At 70.6% G+C, this 17,006-nt stretch carries 16 protein-coding genes and 1 tRNA gene; 11 read left to right on the forward strand and 6 right to left on the reverse strand.

From position 1 onward, the window contains the following. Positions 1-58 precede the first annotated feature (58 nt). Entirely contained in the window at positions 59-1,540 is a 1,482-nt protein-coding gene (locus AB0N14_RS10240) for an aminopeptidase P family protein (protein WP_366025226.1), read from the forward strand. A gap of 240 nt (positions 1,541-1,780) precedes the next feature. Here AB0N14_RS10240 and AB0N14_RS10245 read toward each other — a convergent pair whose 3' ends face one another. Next, a complete protein-coding gene (locus AB0N14_RS10245) occupies positions 1,781-2,236 on the reverse strand; it encodes an ATP-binding protein (RefSeq protein WP_366025227.1) in 456 nt (151 codons plus the stop codon). A gap of 253 nt (positions 2,237-2,489) precedes the next feature. Between AB0N14_RS10245 and AB0N14_RS10250 the strand changes: the two genes are divergently transcribed. From AB0N14_RS10250 to AB0N14_RS10295, 10 genes are all read left to right on the forward strand, one after another. Next, positions 2,490-3,302, forward strand: a complete 813-nt coding sequence (locus AB0N14_RS10250; protein WP_366025228.1) for a hypothetical protein — start codon at positions 2,490-2,492, stop codon at positions 3,300-3,302. Between the two features lie 181 nt (positions 3,303-3,483). Beyond that, positions 3,484-4,215 carry a YcnI family protein gene (locus AB0N14_RS10255; RefSeq protein ID WP_366025396.1) on the forward strand — a complete coding sequence of 244 codons (732 nt, stop codon included), beginning with the start codon at positions 3,484-3,486 and terminating at the stop codon, positions 4,213-4,215. Positions 4,216-4,321: 106 nt separating this feature from the next. Next, positions 4,322-4,996, forward strand: coding sequence for an SCO family protein (locus AB0N14_RS10260; RefSeq protein ID WP_366025229.1), 675 nt, complete (start codon positions 4,322-4,324; stop codon positions 4,994-4,996). A 41-nt stretch (positions 4,997-5,037) separates the two neighbouring features. Next, positions 5,038-5,475, forward strand: coding sequence for a copper chaperone PCu(A)C (locus AB0N14_RS10265; protein ID WP_366025397.1), 438 nt, complete (start codon positions 5,038-5,040; stop codon positions 5,473-5,475). Positions 5,476-5,533: 58 nt separating this feature from the next. Further along, complete coding sequence (locus AB0N14_RS10270) at positions 5,534-7,624, forward strand: copper resistance protein CopC (RefSeq protein WP_366025398.1); 2,091 nt, start codon at positions 5,534-5,536, stop codon at positions 7,622-7,624. 8 nt (positions 7,625-7,632) lie between these two features. Then, the gene (gene efeB, locus AB0N14_RS10275) at positions 7,633-8,886 is read left to right on the forward strand and encodes an iron uptake transporter deferrochelatase/peroxidase subunit (RefSeq protein WP_366025230.1); all 1,254 of its coding nucleotides are present in this window, start codon (positions 7,633-7,635) and stop codon (positions 8,884-8,886) included. A 102-nt stretch (positions 8,887-8,988) separates the two neighbouring features. After that, the gene (pheA, locus tag AB0N14_RS10280) at positions 8,989-9,921 is read left to right on the forward strand and encodes a prephenate dehydratase (RefSeq protein ID WP_366025231.1); all 933 of its coding nucleotides are present in this window, start codon (positions 8,989-8,991) and stop codon (positions 9,919-9,921) included. A gap of 519 nt (positions 9,922-10,440) precedes the next feature. Further along, positions 10,441-11,718, forward strand: a complete 1,278-nt coding sequence (gene serS / locus AB0N14_RS10285; RefSeq protein WP_366025232.1) for a serine--tRNA ligase — start codon at positions 10,441-10,443, stop codon at positions 11,716-11,718. Next, positions 11,715-12,545 (forward strand): HAD family hydrolase, encoded by an 831-nt coding sequence (locus AB0N14_RS10290; protein ID WP_366025233.1) that lies wholly within the window; start codon positions 11,715-11,717, stop codon positions 12,543-12,545. The genes serS and AB0N14_RS10290 overlap by 4 nt, the downstream gene beginning before the upstream one ends. 320 nt (positions 12,546-12,865) lie before the next feature. Next, positions 12,866-12,951, forward strand: a tRNA-Ser gene (locus AB0N14_RS10295). A 13-nt stretch (positions 12,952-12,964) separates the two neighbouring features. Here the strand turns inward: AB0N14_RS10295 and AB0N14_RS10300 are convergent. The 5 genes from AB0N14_RS10300 to AB0N14_RS10320 form a co-directional block, all read right to left on the reverse strand. Further along, positions 12,965-13,180, reverse strand: coding sequence for a hypothetical protein (locus AB0N14_RS10300; RefSeq protein WP_103837239.1), 216 nt, complete (start codon positions 13,178-13,180; stop codon positions 12,965-12,967). A 139-nt stretch (positions 13,181-13,319) separates the two neighbouring features. Further along, positions 13,320-14,039 (reverse strand): ABC transporter permease, encoded by a 720-nt coding sequence (locus AB0N14_RS10305; protein WP_366025234.1) that lies wholly within the window; start codon positions 14,037-14,039, stop codon positions 13,320-13,322. A 9-nt stretch (positions 14,040-14,048) separates the two neighbouring features. Further along, a complete protein-coding gene (locus tag AB0N14_RS10310) occupies positions 14,049-14,960 on the reverse strand; it encodes an ABC transporter ATP-binding protein (RefSeq protein ID WP_366025235.1) in 912 nt (303 codons plus the stop codon). Then, positions 14,957-15,865 (reverse strand): ABC transporter permease, encoded by a 909-nt coding sequence (locus AB0N14_RS10315; RefSeq protein ID WP_366025236.1) that lies wholly within the window; start codon positions 15,863-15,865, stop codon positions 14,957-14,959. The genes AB0N14_RS10310 and AB0N14_RS10315 overlap by 4 nt, the downstream gene beginning before the upstream one ends. Further along, entirely contained in the window at positions 15,855-16,817 is a 963-nt protein-coding gene (locus tag AB0N14_RS10320; protein ID WP_366025399.1) for an ABC transporter ATP-binding protein, read from the reverse strand. The genes AB0N14_RS10315 and AB0N14_RS10320 overlap by 11 nt, the downstream gene beginning before the upstream one ends. Positions 16,818-17,006: the final 189 nt, after the last annotated feature.

Genomic DNA, 17,006 nt, shown 5'->3' on the forward strand with positions numbered 1-17,006 from the left:
CGGGACCCCTTCTGTACGACCGTACGATGGGGGTGGCCCAGTGCCGTATCCAAGGAGGATGACCGTGGCGGACGAGCTCACGTCTGAAACGCCGGAGACCCCGGAGCTTCAGGACGAGAACGAAGAGCCGATCAAGCAGCGCAAGAACGGCCTGTACCCGGGTGTGTCCGACGAGCTGGCCGAGAACATGAAGTCGGGCTGGGCCGACACCGGGCTGCGCGACCTGAAGCCGATCGCCCAGGCCGCCGAGACCGCCGCCCGCCGCGCCGCGCTGTCCGCGCGCTTCCCGGGCGAGCGTCTGGTGATCCCCGCGGGCAACCTGAAGACCCGCTCGAACGACACGGAGTACCCCTTCCGCGCCTCCGTCGAGTACGCGTATCTCACCGGCAACCAGACCGAGGACGGCGTCCTGGTCCTGGAGCCCACCTCCGACGGCCACCGCGCGACCCTCTGTCTGCTGCCCCGCTCCGACCGGGAGAACGGCGAGTTCTGGCTCTCCGGCCAGGGCGAGCTGTGGGTGGGCCGCCGCCACTCGCTCACCGAGGCGGAGAAGCTGTACGGCATCCCGGCCTCGGACGTGCGCGAGCTGCCCCAGAGGCTGAAGGAGGCCAGTGGCCCGGTCCGCGTGGTGCGCGGGTACGACGCGGGCATCGAGACCGCGCTGCACGACAAGGTCACCGCCGAGCGGGACGACGAGCTGCGGGTCTTCCTCTCCGAGATGCGCCTGGTCAAGGACGCGTTCGAGATCGGCGAACTGCAGAAGGCGGTCGACTCGACCGTGCGCGGTTTCGAGGACGTGGTGAAGGTCCTCGACAAGGCGGAGGCGACCTCCGAGCGTTACATCGAGGGCACGTTCTTCCTCCGTGCGCGTGTGGAGGGCAACGACGTGGGCTACGGCACCATCGCCGCGGCCGGACCGCACGCCTGCACGCTGCACTGGGTGCGCAACGACGGCCCGGTCCGCTCGGGAGACCTGCTCCTGCTGGACGCGGGCGTGGAGACGCACACGTACTACACCGCCGATGTCACGCGGACCCTGCCGGTCAACGGCCGCTTCAGCGAGATCCAGAAGAAGATCTACGACGCGGTGTACGAGGCCCAGGAGGCCGGTATCGCGGCGGTGAAGCCGGGCGCCAAGTACCGGGACTTCCACGACGCCGCGCAGCGCGTGCTCGCCGAGCGGCTCGTCGAGTGGGGCCTCGTCGAGGGCCCGGTGGAGCGGGTCCTGGAGCTGGGCCTGCAGCGCCGCTGGACCCTGCACGGCACGGGCCACATGCTCGGCATGGACGTCCACGACTGCGCGGCCGCGCGGACCGAGACCTATGTGGAGGGTGTCCTGGAGCCCGGCATGGTGCTCACGGTGGAGCCGGGCCTGTACTTCCAGGCGGACGATCTGACCGTCCCGGAGGAGTACCGCGGCATCGGCGTCCGCATCGAGGACGACATCCTGGTCACCGAGGACGGCAACCGGAACCTCTCGGCGGGCCTGCCGCGCCGCTCCGACGAGGTCGAGCAGTGGATGGCGTCCCTGAAGGGCTGACACGCGAACTTACACGCGAGCGTCGGGTGCGAAGGGCCGGGTACCGCTGCGGTGCCCGGCCCTTCGTATGAGGTCCGGGGTCCCTCGGCTCGGTTCCGCGAACGCGGCGGATGAGGCAGGGAACGGCCACAGAGGTGGTGAACTCCGGCCTTTCGGCGTCGAGTTCGTCGAGCATGCGCTCGTGCGGCGGCGGCAGGTCTCGGCCGTGAAGAACTCCACGCAACACGGTCCGGCAGGGCACTACACCGCCATCAGCGGAGAGTCGTTGCGCCACTTGAGGATCTTGTCGAAGCTCACCACCGCGCCGCCCCGGCCCGGCTTGTTGCCGATGTGCACATGGTCGGCGAGTTCCTCGATGAGACCCAGGCCACGACCGTGCTCGGCGTCCGCGCGCACCGGGCGGGTCACCGTACGAGGTCTGCCGGCGGGGAAACCCGGGCCCGAGTCGGCGACTTCGATGCGGCACTTCTCGCCGTCGAGGTAGGCCGTGACCCGGTACGCCTCCGACACACCGCCGTTCGCAGTGTCGCCCCCGTGCTCGACCGCGTTGGCGCAGGCCTCGCTCAGAGCGACGGAAAGGTCGTAGGAGATGTCCGGATCGACACCCGCGGTCTCCATCGTGCCCAGCAGGAGTCGTCGGGCGAGCGGCACGCTCGCAGCTTCGCGCCGCAGATGGAGTGACCACCAGATGCTCATGCTCCAGCCTCCTGGCCGCGGCTCGACATACCGTTACGTATTGCCACGCCTGCCGGGGGGCAATCGCCCGATTGTCGACTTCCCGCTCGTTCGGCGGATGCGCCGGGGCGGGGGTCGGGTGTATGCGGGGACAGCTCGAGGACGGGCCACCAGAACGTGATCTTCCCGGATCACTGTTCTGATTACCACATTTACGTCATCTTGCGGACCTGCCGTACGGCCCCGCCGAGCCCAGTGGGATGATGAGGCCGCCATGAGTGCCCCCCACCCGCGCACGGCGCGCACCGGATGCGATCTCCGGATTCTGCGGGCCGCGGTGTTCGCCGCGGTCTGCGTCGTGCTGGCCGCGGCCGGGCACGGGCTGGCCTCCTGCGCCACGGTCCCGCTGTGGACGCTGGGCGCCGGCCTGCTCGGCACGTTCGCCGTCGCCGCGCTGCTCGCCGGGCGGGAGCGCTCCCTGCCGGGCATCGCGGCGGTCCTCGCGGTGGGCCAGGTCGTGCTGCACACGCTGTTCGGGCTCGGACAGCACTCCGGCGCCATGGCGTCCAAGGCGATGTCCACGGCCGACGCCGCACTCGTGGCCCGGGCCGCGCACCTGATGTGCGGCGCCACCGCGGCTACGATCTCGCCCGCACACGCCCAGAAGATCCTCTCCGACGCGCGGCTCGCCACGGCGGCGGACACGGCCGCCGCACACCACCCGGCCGACGCTCTGTCGGCCGCCGGCTCGTGGTGGTCGGTCCTGCCGTCCCTGCCCATGCTGCTCGGGCACGTCCTCGCGGCCGTCGCCGCCGGGTGGGTGCTGCGCCGTGGGGACATGGCGCTGCTGCGGCTCATGCGACTGTCGGCGCACGGGGCCGCGGAGGGGGCGCTCGTACGATCCCTGCGCTCGTCGTTCGCCCTCGCGCGCGCCCTCCTGGCCGGGCTCCCCGGCGCGCCCGGCGCGGGGCCGCGCGCCCCGCGCACCGTCTTCCTGCTGCCGCCGAAGCCGCGGACGACCACGCTGCAGCACACGGTGGTCCGGCGCGGACCGCCCTCCTCCCGTCCGTTCGTACTCGCTGCCTGACGCGACCGCACCACTCCACCCGTCCGTACGGGAGAGGCTGCCGTCGCGCGGCACGCGCGCGTGCCCACACGAAGGAACCGGCCACGGCCGCGATCACCCTTGCGCACGCGTATCTCTCTTCGTCAACGGACTCTCACTCGAAGTGGAGTGGTCTCAAGCCATGAAGGACATCAAGGGTTCCCTGAAGGGCTCCCGCATCGCCGTCGCCGGTGCCGCCGCCGCATCGGCCGTACTCGTCCTGTCCGCGCCCGCCTTCGCGCACGTGACCGTGCAGCCGGAGGGTCAGGCCGCCAAGGGCGGTTACGCGGTCGTCGACTTCAAGGTCCCGAACGAGCGGGACGACGCCTCGACCACCAAGCTCGAGGTCAGCCTCCCGACCGACCACCCGCTGGCCTCGGTGATGCCCCAGCCGGTCGACGGCTGGAACGTGCAAGTCACCAAGTCCAAGCTCGCCAAGCCGCTCACGATGCACGGCCGGCAGATCAACGAGGCTGTGTCCAAGGTCACCTGGACCGCCACCGGCAAGGGCATCGAGCCGGGCTACTTCCAGAAGTTCCCGCTCTCGGTCGGCCAGCTACCCGAGGACACCGGCCAGCTCGTCTTCAAGGCCCTCCAGACGTACTCCGACAACGAGGTGGTGCGCTGGATCGAGCCGCAGAAGGAGGGTCAGGACGAGCCCGAGAACCCCGCCCCGGTGCTCGAGCTGGCCTCCGCCTCCTCCTCCGGCCACCACGGCTCCACGGCCGAGGACGCCTCCGACACCACTTCGCCCGCCAAGGACACCGCCGCCGGCACCTCCTCCGGCGGCACCGACACCACCGCCCGAGTCCTCGGGGTCGTCGGCATCGTCGTCGGCGCGGCGGGCGTGGCGTACGGCGTCCTGGCCGGCCGCCGGCGCACCACCGACGCCTGAGCTCCACCTCGCCTCCGGGCACGCGCAGGGGTCGTACGACAGCGCGGTGACGCGACACGTGCGGCCCCGGCACACCCCTAAGCACTGACATCTGGGACATTTCTCTATGCGCACCAAGCAGACGTTCGCAGCGGCGGCGCTCCTCGCCACCGCCGCGCTCACCCTCACCGCCTGCGGGTCCGGCGACAGCGGCGACAAGCCGGTCGCCGTCGTCTCCGCGGAGCCCGGCTCCGACAAGGCCGGAACGGTGCTGGACCAGCCGTTCGAGAAGCCGGACCTCGCCCTCACCGACACCCACGGCAAGAAGTACGACCTCCGTGCGCAGACCAAGGACAGGCCGACGCTGATCTACTTCGGCTACACCCACTGCCCCGACGTCTGCCCGCTGACGATGAACAACCTCGCCGTCGCCAAGAAGGAGGTGGACCGGAGCAAGCAGCTGACCCAGGCGCAGAAGGACTCGCTGCGCATCGTCTTCGTCACCACCGACCCGGAGCGCGACACCCCCTCGGCGCTCGGCACCTGGCTCAAGGGCATCGACCCGTCCATCGTGGGCCTGACCGGCGACTTCTCCACCATCCAGGCCGGCGCCCGCACCCTCGGCATCAGCATCGAGCCGCCGAAGAAGGAGAAGGACGGCAAGATCGTCTCCACCCACGGCACCCAGGTCATCGCGTTCTCGCCGAAAACCAACGGGGGCTACGTGGTCTACGGCCAGGACGCCACCGTCGACGACTACATCCGCGACATACCCAAGATCATCAAGGGGGAGAACCCGTGAGCCGCCGCCTCGGCGGCCCCGCCGCGATGCTGGCGGCGGGGATGGTCCTCGCCGGCTGCGGCGGGCTGGTGCTCGCCGGCTGCGGCGGCTCGGGCGGCTCCCCCGCCAAGCCGGAACTGAAGGTCACCGGCGCCTACATGCCCCAGCCCGTCACCGCCGACATGGCGGCCGGCTTCTTCGCCGTCACCAACTCCGGCGGCGCCGACACCCTCACCTCCGTCACCAGCGGTATCGCCGGCGACGTCACGCTGCACTCCACCAAGGGCGGCGCGATGGAGGAGGAGAATTCGTTCGCCGTGCCCGCGCACGGCGAGCTGGACTTCACCAGCGGTGGCAACCACCTCATGTTCGAAAAGCTCAGCCACAAGCCGAAACAGGGCGACAAGGTGTCCGTACAGCTCCACTTCGCGAAGTCCGGAACGGTCACCGTCGAGATGCCCGTGAAGCCGGCGACGTACAACCCGAAGACCGGCCACTGAGGGAGGCATCACCGTGACGCAGGCCATCGCTCCCGGCGGGCGCGCCGTCCCGAGCACCATCCATACGGCGTCCCGGCGCACGGTCCGCATCCGCGCGGCCCGCCTGCTGCTGACGCTGCTGCTCGCCGTCGCGGGCGGGCTGTTCACCGGGGCCGCGCCCGCCGCCGCGCACGCCGCGCTGCTCGGCAGCGACCCCGCGCAGGGAGTGGTGGTCGACAAGGCGCCCACCCAGGTCACGCTCACCTTCTCCGAGCAGGTCGCCTTCTCGGACAGCTCGCTGCGCGTCCTCGACCCCCGAGGGCAGCGCGTCGACACCGGGAAGCCGACCAACCTCAGCGGCACGACCTACGGCGTGCAGCTGCGGCCGGGGCTCCCGGGCGGCACCTATACCGTCACCTACCAGGTGGTGTCCGCCGACAGCCACCCCGTCTCCGGAGCCTTCACCTTCTCCGTCGGCGCCCCCTCCGCGACCACGGTCTCCGCCTCCGGTCCGACCGTGGGCGGCGGGGTCGTCGGCACCCTCTACGGGATCGGGCGGTACGTCTCCTACGCCGGGTACGTCGTGCTGATCGGCGGAGCGGCCTTCGTACTTGCCTGCTGGCAGCGGGGCGCCGGGGTGCGGGCCGTGCAGCGGCTCGTCGTCTCCGGGTGGGTGGCGCTGACCTCGGCCACGCTCGCGCTGCTGCTCCTGCGCGGCTCGTACACCGGCTCGGGCAAGGTCGCCGACATCTTCGACCTGTCCCTGATCGGGCAGGTGCTGCAGACCAAGGCGGGGGCGGCGCTGGTGTCGCGGCTGCTGCTGCTCGCGGCCGGGGCGCTGTTCATCGCGGTGCTGTTCGGGGCCTATGTGAGGCGGGACGCGGAGGAGGCGGCCGCCGAGGCGGATGCCGGGGAGAGCGCCCCCGGTGCGGATGCCGGGGAGGGCGCCGTCGACCCGTCCGCCGAGAGGCGGGACCTCACCTTCGGGCTCGCCATCGGCGGAACCGTGATCGCGGCGGGGCTCGCGGCGACCTGGGCGATGGCCGAACACGCCTCGACCGGCATCCAGACCGGCATCGCGATGCCCGTCGACGTCCTGCACCTGCTGGCGGTCGCCGCCTGGCTGGGCGGCCTCGCCACGCTGCTCGTCGCGCTGTACCGGGCGCCGTCGATCGGGACGACGGCCGTGCGGCGCTTCTCGCGCCTCGCGTTCGGCAGCGTCGTGACACTGGCCGCGACCGGGGTCTACCAGTCCTGGCGCCAGGTCGGCTCCTGGTCGGCGCTGACCGGGACGACGTACGGGCAGCTGCTGCTCGTCAAGGTCGGCCTGGTCGCCGTCCTCATCGGGATCGCGTGGATCTCGCGGCGGTGGACGGCGCGGCTGGCGGACGCTCCGGCCGACGTCGCGGAGGACACGGCCAAGAAGAGGCGGGCGACTGTCGCGGCGCAGACGTCGGCATCGGCATCGGCATCGGCATCGGCATCGGCATCGGCCGAGCAGATGTCGGCCAAGGCGAGCGGGTCGGAAGTCTCCCACTCGGAAGGCGCCACCCGTCCGGCCGGAGCGTCCGGCAAGGCGTCCGCAGGGTCCGGTGACTCCGAGCGTGCCGCCCAGCTCGCCCGGCAGCGGGCCGCCGTGGCCGCCGCTCGCGCCAAGCGGGTCCGGGACGCCGACCCCGTCCGTACCGGGCTGAGGCGCTCCGTCCTCGCCGAGGCGGCCGTCGCCGTCGTCCTGCTCGCCGTCACCACCGCGCTGACCACCACGGAACCCGGGCGCACGGAAGAGGCTGCCAAGGCGGTCACCGCCTCCTCCGCATCGCAGCCCTCCGAGTCCCTGTCCCTGAAGATCCCCTTCGACACGGGCGGCCAGGACGGCAAGGGCACCGTGCGGCTCACCCTCGACCCGGCCCGCGTCGGCGGCAACCTGCTGCACGTCTACGTGACGCGCCCGAACGGCAAGGCCTTCGACGTTCCGGAGGTGAAGGTCGCCTTCACGCTTCAGGCCAAGAACATCGGACCGCTGCCGATCGCGCCCGACCACGTCGCCACCGGCCACTGGTCGGCGAGCGGTGTCCAGATCCCCATGGCGGGCGACTGGAAGATCGAGGTGACCGTGCGGACCTCCGACATCGACCAAGTGACCGTGAACAAGAACGCGCAGATCGGCTGAACCCCACGATGGCTGACCCCCAGTCCACCGACACCACCACCCCCAGAGCGGCCATCACACGGCGACGGCTCCTCGGGACCGCGGGCGCCACCGGCCTCGCGCTCGGGGCCGCGGGCGGGGCCGCCGGATATGCCGCCGCGCCCGCCGAGAAGAACGCTCCGCTGTCCTCGCTGGGCGCGGACCGGGTGATGTTTCACGGGAAACATCAGCCCGGCATCACCGATGCCCTCCAGGCCCGCGGCCACCTCGTCGCCTTCGACCTGGTGGCGGGCGCCGGCCGCAAGGAGGCCGCCGCGCTGCTGCGCCGCTGGTCCACCACCGCCGAGCGGCTGATGGGGGGCGAACCGGCCGCGCACGACGACACCGACGTCGCCCGTGACGCCGGCCCCTCCTCCCTGACGATCACGTTCGGCTTCGGGCACAGCTTCTTCTCCCGCACCGGACTGGAGAATCAGCGCCCGGACGCCCTGGACCCGCTGCCCGACTTCTCCTCCGACCACCTCGACAAGTCCCGCAGCGAGGGCGACCTGTGGGTGCAGATCGGTGCCAACGACGCGCTCGTCGCCTTCCACGCCCTGCGCGCGATCCAGAAGGACGCGGGCGGCGCGGCCCGGCTGCGCTGGCAGATGAGCGGCTTCAACCGCTCGCCGGGCGCGACCGCGCGCCCCATGACCGTCCGCAACCTCATGGGGCAGGTCGACGGCACCCGCAACCCCAAGCCCAGCGACGCCGACTTCGACCAGCACATCTTCGTGCCCGCGTCCGGCGACCCGGCGTGGATGGCGTACGGCTCCTACGCGGTCGTACGCCGCATCCGCATGCTCCTCGACGACTGGGAGAAGCTCTCGCTCAAGGCCCAGGAGGAGGTCATAGGCCGCCGCAAGTCCGACGGGGCACCGCTCAGCGGCGGCTCCGAGACCACCGAGATGGACCTGGAGAAGGCCAGTGCCGACGGCAAGCTGGTCGTCCCGATCAACGCCCACGCACGGATCACCCGGCCCGACCAGAACGGGGGCGCGGCGATGCTCCGCCGACCGTTCTCCTACCACGACGGTTTCGACGCGGACGGGACACCGGACGCGGGCCTGCTCTTCATCTGCTGGCAGGCGGATCCGCTGCGCGGCTTCGTGACCGTGCAGCGCAAGCTCGACCGGGGGGACGCGCTGTCGCAGTACATCCGCCACGAGGCGAGCGGCCTGTTCGCGGTGCCGGGCGGCGCGGCGAAGGGGGAGTACGTGGGACAGCGGCTGCTGGAGGGGTAGGGCCTGTCTTCCTCGGATCTGGTCGGCTGGGGCAGGCCCTCGATGGGGTGCCATTTCCCCAGGTGCGAGCCGAGCGTCGGCACGGCGCATTAGGGTGAGGACATGCCAGCCAGCTATGCGTATCTCGGTCCCGAGGGCACCTTCACCGAGGTCGCCCTCCGTACGCTGCCCGAGTCCGCGACCCGTGAGCTCGTCCCGATGGTGTCCGTCCCGGCGGCGCTCGATGCCGTCCGCAGCGGCGAGGCCGAGGCCGCCTTCGTGCCGATCGAGAACTCGGTGGAGGGCGGCATCACCACCACGCTCGACGAACTGGTCGCGGGCGAGCCGCTGATGATCTACCGCGAGGTGCTCCTGTCGATCACCTTCGCGCTGCTCGTCCGCCCCGGCACGAAGCTCTCCGAGATCAAGACGGTCACCGCGCACCCGGCCGCCCAACCCCAGGTGCGCAACTGGCTGAAGACCAACCTCCCGGACGCCGTCTGGGAGTCGGCGGCGTCGAACGCGGACGGCGCCCGCCTGGTCCAGGAGGGCCGCTACGACGCGGCGTTCGCGGGTGAGTTCGCCGCCGCCCGCTACGGCCTTGAGGCGCTGGAGACCGGCATCCACGACGCGGAGAACGCGCAGACGCGGTTCGTGCTGGTCGGCCGGCCCGCCCGGCCGGCGGCACCGACGGGCGCGGACAAGACCTCCGTCGTGCTGTGGCAGCGTGACGACCACCCCGGTGGGCTGCGCGACCTGCTGGGCGAGTTCGCCGTGCGGGGCATCAACCTGATGCTGCTCCAGTCCCGCCCGACGGGAGCCGGCATCGGGAACTACTGCTTCTGCATCGACGCCGAGGGCCATATCTCGGACCGTCGGGTCGCCGAGGCGCTGATGGGGCTGAAGCGGATCTGTCTGCAGGTTCGGTTCCTCGGCTCGTACCCGCGTGCGGACATCGAGCCGGACGCCGTGCGGGCCCCGCTGCCGGGGACGTCGGACGACGAGTTCGTGTCGGCCGCGGACTGGGTGGCGCGCTGCCAGGACGGCCGGTTCTAGCGTCTCGTCCTACCTGCAGATTTTCGTTGTCCACAGAAGTTATCCACAGGCAGCCTTCTCGATCTGGGGACAAGTCGACAGCACGGCATCAGTGAGTCGACAAATCGCTCTACGGACCCCCCATCCGTCCACCATCGCGTACGCCACAGTTGTCCACCTGTTTCTTTCGATCAACCCGTTGGAGCGACCCCTTTCCACCCGAAAGTGCGGATGACGGCGGTTTGAACCAGGAATTCTCCGCTCCCCGCAGAGCTTTCGGAATGATCACCTCCGGTGTCCACAGATCTTCCACACAGCCTGTGGATAACCCTTCGGGGCCTGTGGACGCCTGTGGACGAGCGGACCAGAAATCCGGGTCAGCTCAAGGAAGTCGGGTCAACGGTCCCTTGACGAGCTGCCCCTTTCCGGCGACCGGCGCTCTTTTGTTGACACATGGGTAATTGCCCCATAACGGAACCATGCCCCGTGGATCGGAATACGCGGTCGTGTCCCGGAACTCCGCACCGGTAGCCTTGAGGGGTGATTGACCTTCGCCTGCTCCGTGAGGACCCCGACCGTGTTCGCGCCTCCCAGCGCGCCCGTGGTGAGGACGTCGCGCTCGTCGACGCCCTCCTCTCCGCCGACGAGCGGCGCAGGTCGTCCGGCGTCCGCTTCGATGAACTCCGCTCCGAGCAGAAGGCGCTCGGCAAGCTGATCCCCAAGGCCACCGGTGACGGCAAGGCCGAGCTGCTGAAGAAGGCGAGCCAGCTGGCCGCCGACGTCAAGGCCGCCGACGCCGAGCAGCACGAGGCCGACGAGGAGACCAAGCGGCTCCTGCTCCAGCTGGGCAACCTGGTCCACCCGGACGTCCCGGTCGGCGGCGAGGAGGACTTCGTCGTCCTGGAGACGCACGGCACCATCCGCGACTTCGCCGCCGAGGGCTTCGAGCCCAAGGACCACCTGGAGCTCGGCGAGGCGCTCGGCGCGATCGACGTGGAGCGCGGCGCGAAGGTCTCCGGCTCGCGCTTCTACTACCTGACGGGTGTCGGCGCCCTGCTGGAGCTGGCGCTCGTCAACGCGGCCATCGCGCAGGCCACGGAGGCCGGGTTCACCCCGATGCTGACGCCGGCCCTGGTCCGCCCGCGCGCCATGGAGGGCACGGGCTTCCTCGGCCAGGCCGCCGAGAACGTGTACCACCTGGAGAAGGACGACTTCTACCTGGTCGGCACCTCCGAGGTCCCGCTCGCGGCGTACCACATGGACGAGATCATCGACGCGGACAAACTGCCGCTGCGTTACGCGGGCTTCTCGCCGTGCTTCCGCCGCGAGGCCGGCACCTACGGCAAGGACACGCGGGGCATCTTCCGCGTGCACCAGTTCGACAAGGTCGAGATGTTCTCGTTCATCGACCCCGAGGACGCCGAGAACGAGCACAAGCGGCTCCTGGAGTGGGAGAAGCAGTGGCTGACCTCCCTCGAGCTGCCGTTCCAGGTCATCGACGTGGCGACCGGTGACCTCGGCGCGTCGGCGTCGCGGAAGTACGACTGCGAGGCCTGGATCCCGACCCAGGGCAAGTACCGCGAGCTGACCTCGGCCTCCAACTGCGACACCTTCCAGGCGCGCCGGCTGGCGGTCCGCATGCGGGACGGCAAGAAGGTGCAGCCGCTGGCGACGCTGAACGGCACGCTGTGCGCCGTACCGCGCACCATCGTGGCGATCCTGGAGAACCACCAGCTGGCCGACGGCTCGGTGCGGGTGCCCGAGGTCCTGCGCCCCTACCTGGGCGGCCGGGAGCTGCTGGAGCCCGTGGCCAAGTGAGCACGGGAGAACATGCCGGTTTTCCGTCCACCCTTCCCTACAAGCTGATCGCGACCGACCTCGACGGGACGCTCCTGCGCTCCGACGAGACGGTCTCGGAGCGCACACGTGAGGCGCTCGCCGCGGCCACCGCGGCGGGCGCCGCGCACATCGTCGTCACCGGGCGCGCGGTCCCCTGGACGCGCCCCGTCCTCGACGACCTCGGCTACCGGGGCCTCGCCGTGTGCGGCCAGGGAGCGCAGGTCTACGACGCGGGCGAGCACCGTCTGCTGACGTCGGTGACGCTGGACCGGCAGATAGCGGGTCTGGCCCTGGCCAAGATCGAGGCGGAGGTGGGCCCGCTGCTGCTGGCGGCGAGCCGGGACGGCCTGGAGGGGGAGGTCCTGGTCGGCCCCGGCTACCGGGTGCATGACGGGCCGCTGCCGTACCAGCCGATCAAGGACGCGGCGGACCTGTGGTCGGCGCCGCTGAACAAGGTCTACCTCCAGCACCCGACCCTGAGCGACGACGAACTCGCCGAGGCGGCGCAGCAGGCCGCCGGCGGTCTCGTCGGGGTGACCATGGCGGGCGAGGGCATCGTGGAGATCCTCCCCCTCGGCCTGAGCAAGGCGACGGGCCTGTCCCTGGCGGCACGCCGCCTCGGTGTGAAGGCCGCGGAGACGATCGCCTTCGGCGACATGCCCAACGACATACCGATGTTCGCGTGGGCGGCCCACGGTGTGGCCATGGCCAACGCGCACACGGAGCTGAAGGAGGTCGCGGACGAGATGACGCTGACCAACGACGAGGACGGCATCGCGGTGGTGCTGGAGCGGTTGCTGGGCTAGGGCCTGCCTTCCGGATCAGCTCTGCGTCGCGGGGGCCCTGGTCGAGGGTCCGGGAAGCCGGACTGCGCGACTTTTATTCAGTGGCGCCCGATTCGGCGAACGGGCACAGTAGTCATGTTCGCGACGCCGGATCAGATCGGCGCCACGTTCTGGGAGAGGAGCTGGGCGATGTCCATGCACGACAGTACGCCGAGCTCCCTGCAGGGCAGCCCGCGGCGGGCTCCGGAGTAGTTGCCTCTCCGTCGAGCCCGCCCCGCACGGGGAGCTGCCCGGGGCGGCCGCTTCGAGCGCGCGAGCACCCTCGCGTGGGCCGCCCACCCGGAGGATTGGCCGAGTGGAAAGGCACCGGCTTGCTAAGTCGTGGTCGGGGTCAACCCCCGCGCGCGTTCGATCCGCGCATCCTCCGCAGAACCTGACCGCTACCGGCGCCGCCACCTGCGGCGCCGCGCCTTGCTGAAGAACCAGCCGGCGGGCGGCTCGTCCGAGCGCCACGGCTGGGGGGCGGGCGCCTCGTTGCGCCAGCGCGCTGCCAGCATCCGGGCGCGCGCGGACGGTTCCCTGGTCGACGCGGACCGTATGAAGTCCTCGTCGAACTCGACGCCGTCCCAGGTCTCCCCGGCCTCGTCCGCAGTCATCCCCGGTCCTTTCCGCTGCTGTGCGTCCCCTTTGCCCAGTGTGCCGAGGCAGGTGTGAAACCCCTGTCAAAAAAGGCTTCGAAAAGAGAAAGAAGACCGGGGCCCCGTCGAGGCCCCGGCTCCAGCCCCGCAGGGACTGTCACTCCTCGCCCGCCAGCGTCAGCGTCCGCAGCTTCTGCCCCGCGTACCAGGTGGCGGCCACGGTCACCACGACCAGCAGGACCGTGGCGGCGGGCAGCCCCACGTCCGAGGTGACCAGGGAGCTGTCGGAGACCTTGTGCGCCACGGCCAGCGACCACTGCTGGACGCTGAGCGTGCGCGCCCCGGAGACCAGCGAGCCGAAGAGCGCCTCCCAGACCAGCGCGTAGACCAGGCCGAACACCACCGCGTGCCGGCTCACCGTGCCGAGCAGCAGGAACAGCGCGGCGTAGGCGATGGAGGAGACGAGCGCCGCCACGGTGTAGGCGACCGCGATCTGCTGGCCGTTGCCGTTGAGGATCAGGCCCGCGATGAACGTGGGCAGCGCGGAGAACGCCATGGTGACGGCGATCGCGACGATCAGCTTGGTGAAGATGATCGTGGACCGCTTCACCGGCTTGGCCAGCAGGTACACCACCGAGCCGTCGTCGATCTCGGGCCCGATCGCGCCGGTGCCCGCGATGACGCCGATGATCGGGACCATGGTGGCCAGGGCGAACCCGCCGAGGACGTCGTGGGCGACCTGGTCGTCGGCGCCGGTCAGCGCCCGGACGACCGCGGAGATCACGATCAGCAGGACGGGCAGCGCGCCGAGAATGAGGGCCCGGCGGCGGCCGAGCAGGCCGCGGTAGGTGAGGCGGGCGACTGTGGGGTCGTACATTTCGGCCTCCTACGCCGCGACCAGATACGAGAAGACGGACTCGAGGGACTCGTCGGACGGCGAGACCGTGAGCAGCCGGATGCCGTGCTCGCGCGCGACCTTCGGCAGCAGCGTCGTGAACCGGCCGAAGTCGATCGCCTGGATGCGCAGGGCGCCCTCGGTGAGATCGACCTCGATACCGGAGGTCGACGGGTCGGCGATCAGTGCGGCGGCGAGTGCCCGGTCGTCGCTGGAACGCACCAGGTAGCGGTGCGGGCGGTCGGTCATCAGGCGGCGGATCTTACGGAAGTCGCCGCTCGCCGCGTGCCGTCCGGCGACGATCACCTCGATGTGCGAGGCCAACTGCTCGACCTCTTCGAGGATGTGGGAGGAGAACAGCACGGTGCGGCCCTCGGCTCCCATACGCCGCAGCAGCTCCATGAGTTGCATGCGCTGGCGCGGGTCCATGCCGTTGAACGGCTCGTCGAGCAGCAGCAGCGACGGGTCGTGCACGAGCGCGGAAGCCATCTTCACGCGCTGCCGCATGCCCTTGGAGTACGTGGAGATCTTCCGGTCCTGCGCGTACTCCATCTCGACCGTGGCAAGGGCCCGTTGGGCGGCCTTGGCGCCGAGTCCGTGCAACTCGGCGTTGGCGACGACGAATTCGCGGCCCGTGAGGAAGTCGTACATCGCCTCCCGCTCGGGGACGATGCCGATGTGCCGGTAGATCTCCTCGTTGCGCCACACCGGCCGGCCGTCGAGGGTGACGGAGCCGGTGGAGGGGGCGAGGAAGCCGCCCATCATGTTGATGAGGGTGGACTTCCCAGCGCCGTTCGGGCCCAGCAGGCCGGTGACTCCGGGGCCGATGGTCATCGTGACGTCGTTGACGGCGACCACGTTGCCGAACCAGCGGGAGACGTGGTCGATGGTGAGCGTGGTCACAGTCCGACCTTTCGGTAGCGGCGCGTCAGCAGGCCGTAGCTGCCGGCGATGAGTCCGAGGACGACGAGGAGGAAGACGACCCCCTGCGCGGTCGAGGGTCCGTGCCCGCCGGGGAAGGACGAGTTCGCGCCGAGGAAGGCGGTCTGCACCCCGTCGATGAGGGTGATGGGCGAGAACAGGCCCATCCACACCAGGGCCGTGGAGTTGCCCGAGTGGACGTCCGCTATCGCCTGGATGGTCGAGACGGCTCCGTAGGAGATGGTCAGGACGGCGATGACGGCGGCGATACCGAAGCCGCGCCGGGGCGTCGCCGCCGCGATGACGAGACTGATCCCGGAGAACAGCAGGGCGAGCAGGGCCACGGAGACCAGCCCTTCGGCGAATCCCTTGGTCTGGTGGGCGAAGTCCAGCTTGGCGAGCAGTGCGCCCACGTAGAGGACGAGCAGGGGCGCGGCCGTCAGGATGAACATCGCCGAGGCCAGCGCCGCGTACTTGGCGCGCACGTAGTCGGCGGTCTCGATGGGGCGGGAGAAGTACAGCGGAACGGTCTTGAAGCGCAGGTCGCGCGAGACCGACTGGGGTGCCTGCGAGGCGACGTAGAGGCCGATGACGGCCTGCATGATGATCGCGTAGCGCGTGTACTGGACGGGGAGGTCCTTGGCGTTGGTGGCGACCGCGACCGCGACCATGATCAGCGCGGGGGCGCACATCACGACGAACAGCAGCATGGGCAGCACCTTGGACTTCACCGAGCGGCCGAGGCCGTAGGCGCCGCGCAGGGACTGCGAGTACAGCGAGCGGCGGGCGTAGGCGCGGCCCAGGCGCGGGCCGTCGTACGAGCGGTAGCCGATGTTGTGGATCCGGGTCTGTTCGGCCTCGTGGGCCAGGGGCTGCTCAACCGCCATGACGGACCGGCTCCTTCCGCTCGGCGTCGCTGTCCTTGAAGACCTCCGCGATGTGGTGCCTGCGCTGCTCCATACGGACGAGGCCGAGACCGAGGTCGGCGACGACGTCCCGGACGAGGTCGTACGTCGGCTCGCCCTCCGCGGTCAGCAGCAGGATGTGGCCGGAGCCCGGCAGGCCGCTGCCGTCCTGCGTGGTCACCCCGCGCGCGTGGAGCGCGTCGCGCACCGCGCGGGTGCCGTCCGGGTGCTCGTCGGAGTCGGTCACCTCGATCGCGAGGGTCGTGGTGGTCTGGGTGAAGTCCCGGGTGGAGCTGGACCGCAGCAGCTTGCCGCCGTCGATGATGACGACGTGGTCGCAGGTGCGCTCGAGCTCGCCCAGCAGGTGCGAGGTGACCAGGACCGAGATGCCGAAGTCGGTGTGCACGCGGCGGATCAGGCCGAGCATCTCGTCGCGGCCGACCGGGTCGAGACCGTTGGTCGGCTCGTCCAGGAACACCAGCTGCGGGTCGTGGACCAGGGCCTGGGCGAGCTTGACGCGCTGCTTCATGCCGGTGGAGTAGCCGCCGATGGGGCGGTAGCGCTCCTCGTACAGGCCGACGTGGCGCAGGGTGTCCGCGGTGCGCTCGCGGGCGGCGGCCGGGGGCAGGCCGGACATGCGGGCCATGTGCACGACGAACTCGGTGGCCGACACATCGGGCGGCAGGCAGTCGTGCTCGGGCATGTATCCGACGCGCTCGCGGATGGCGCCGCCCTTGGTGGCGACGTCGAGGCCGAGCACCTCGGCGCGGCCCTCGGTGGCGGGGGACAGACCCAGCAGGATCTTGATCAGAGTGGACTTGCCGGCTCCGTTCGCTCCGACGAGTCCGGTCACGCCGGGTCCCACGTCCACGGAGAGCCGGTCAAGCGCGGTCACCCTCGGGAACCGCTTGCTCAGGCTTTCGGTCGCGATCACAGTCACGACATCGACGGTAGTGACGCGGACCACTGCCGTCGTCAGACCGCAGAGCTGTCTGGGGGTCCGACTCCAGTATTACGGGCCCGTAAGGGTCACCCTCAGGTCGAACGGCGACGAGCGCGGGACGGGTGGCGCATTGTCCACATCACGGCGGTTTTCCACAGACCGCGGGGCCGCTGTTGACGC

This window comes from Streptomyces sp. NPDC051104 (assembly GCF_040682835.1).
Classification (GTDB): domain Bacteria; phylum Actinomycetota; class Actinomycetes; order Streptomycetales; family Streptomycetaceae; genus Streptomyces; species Streptomyces cynarae.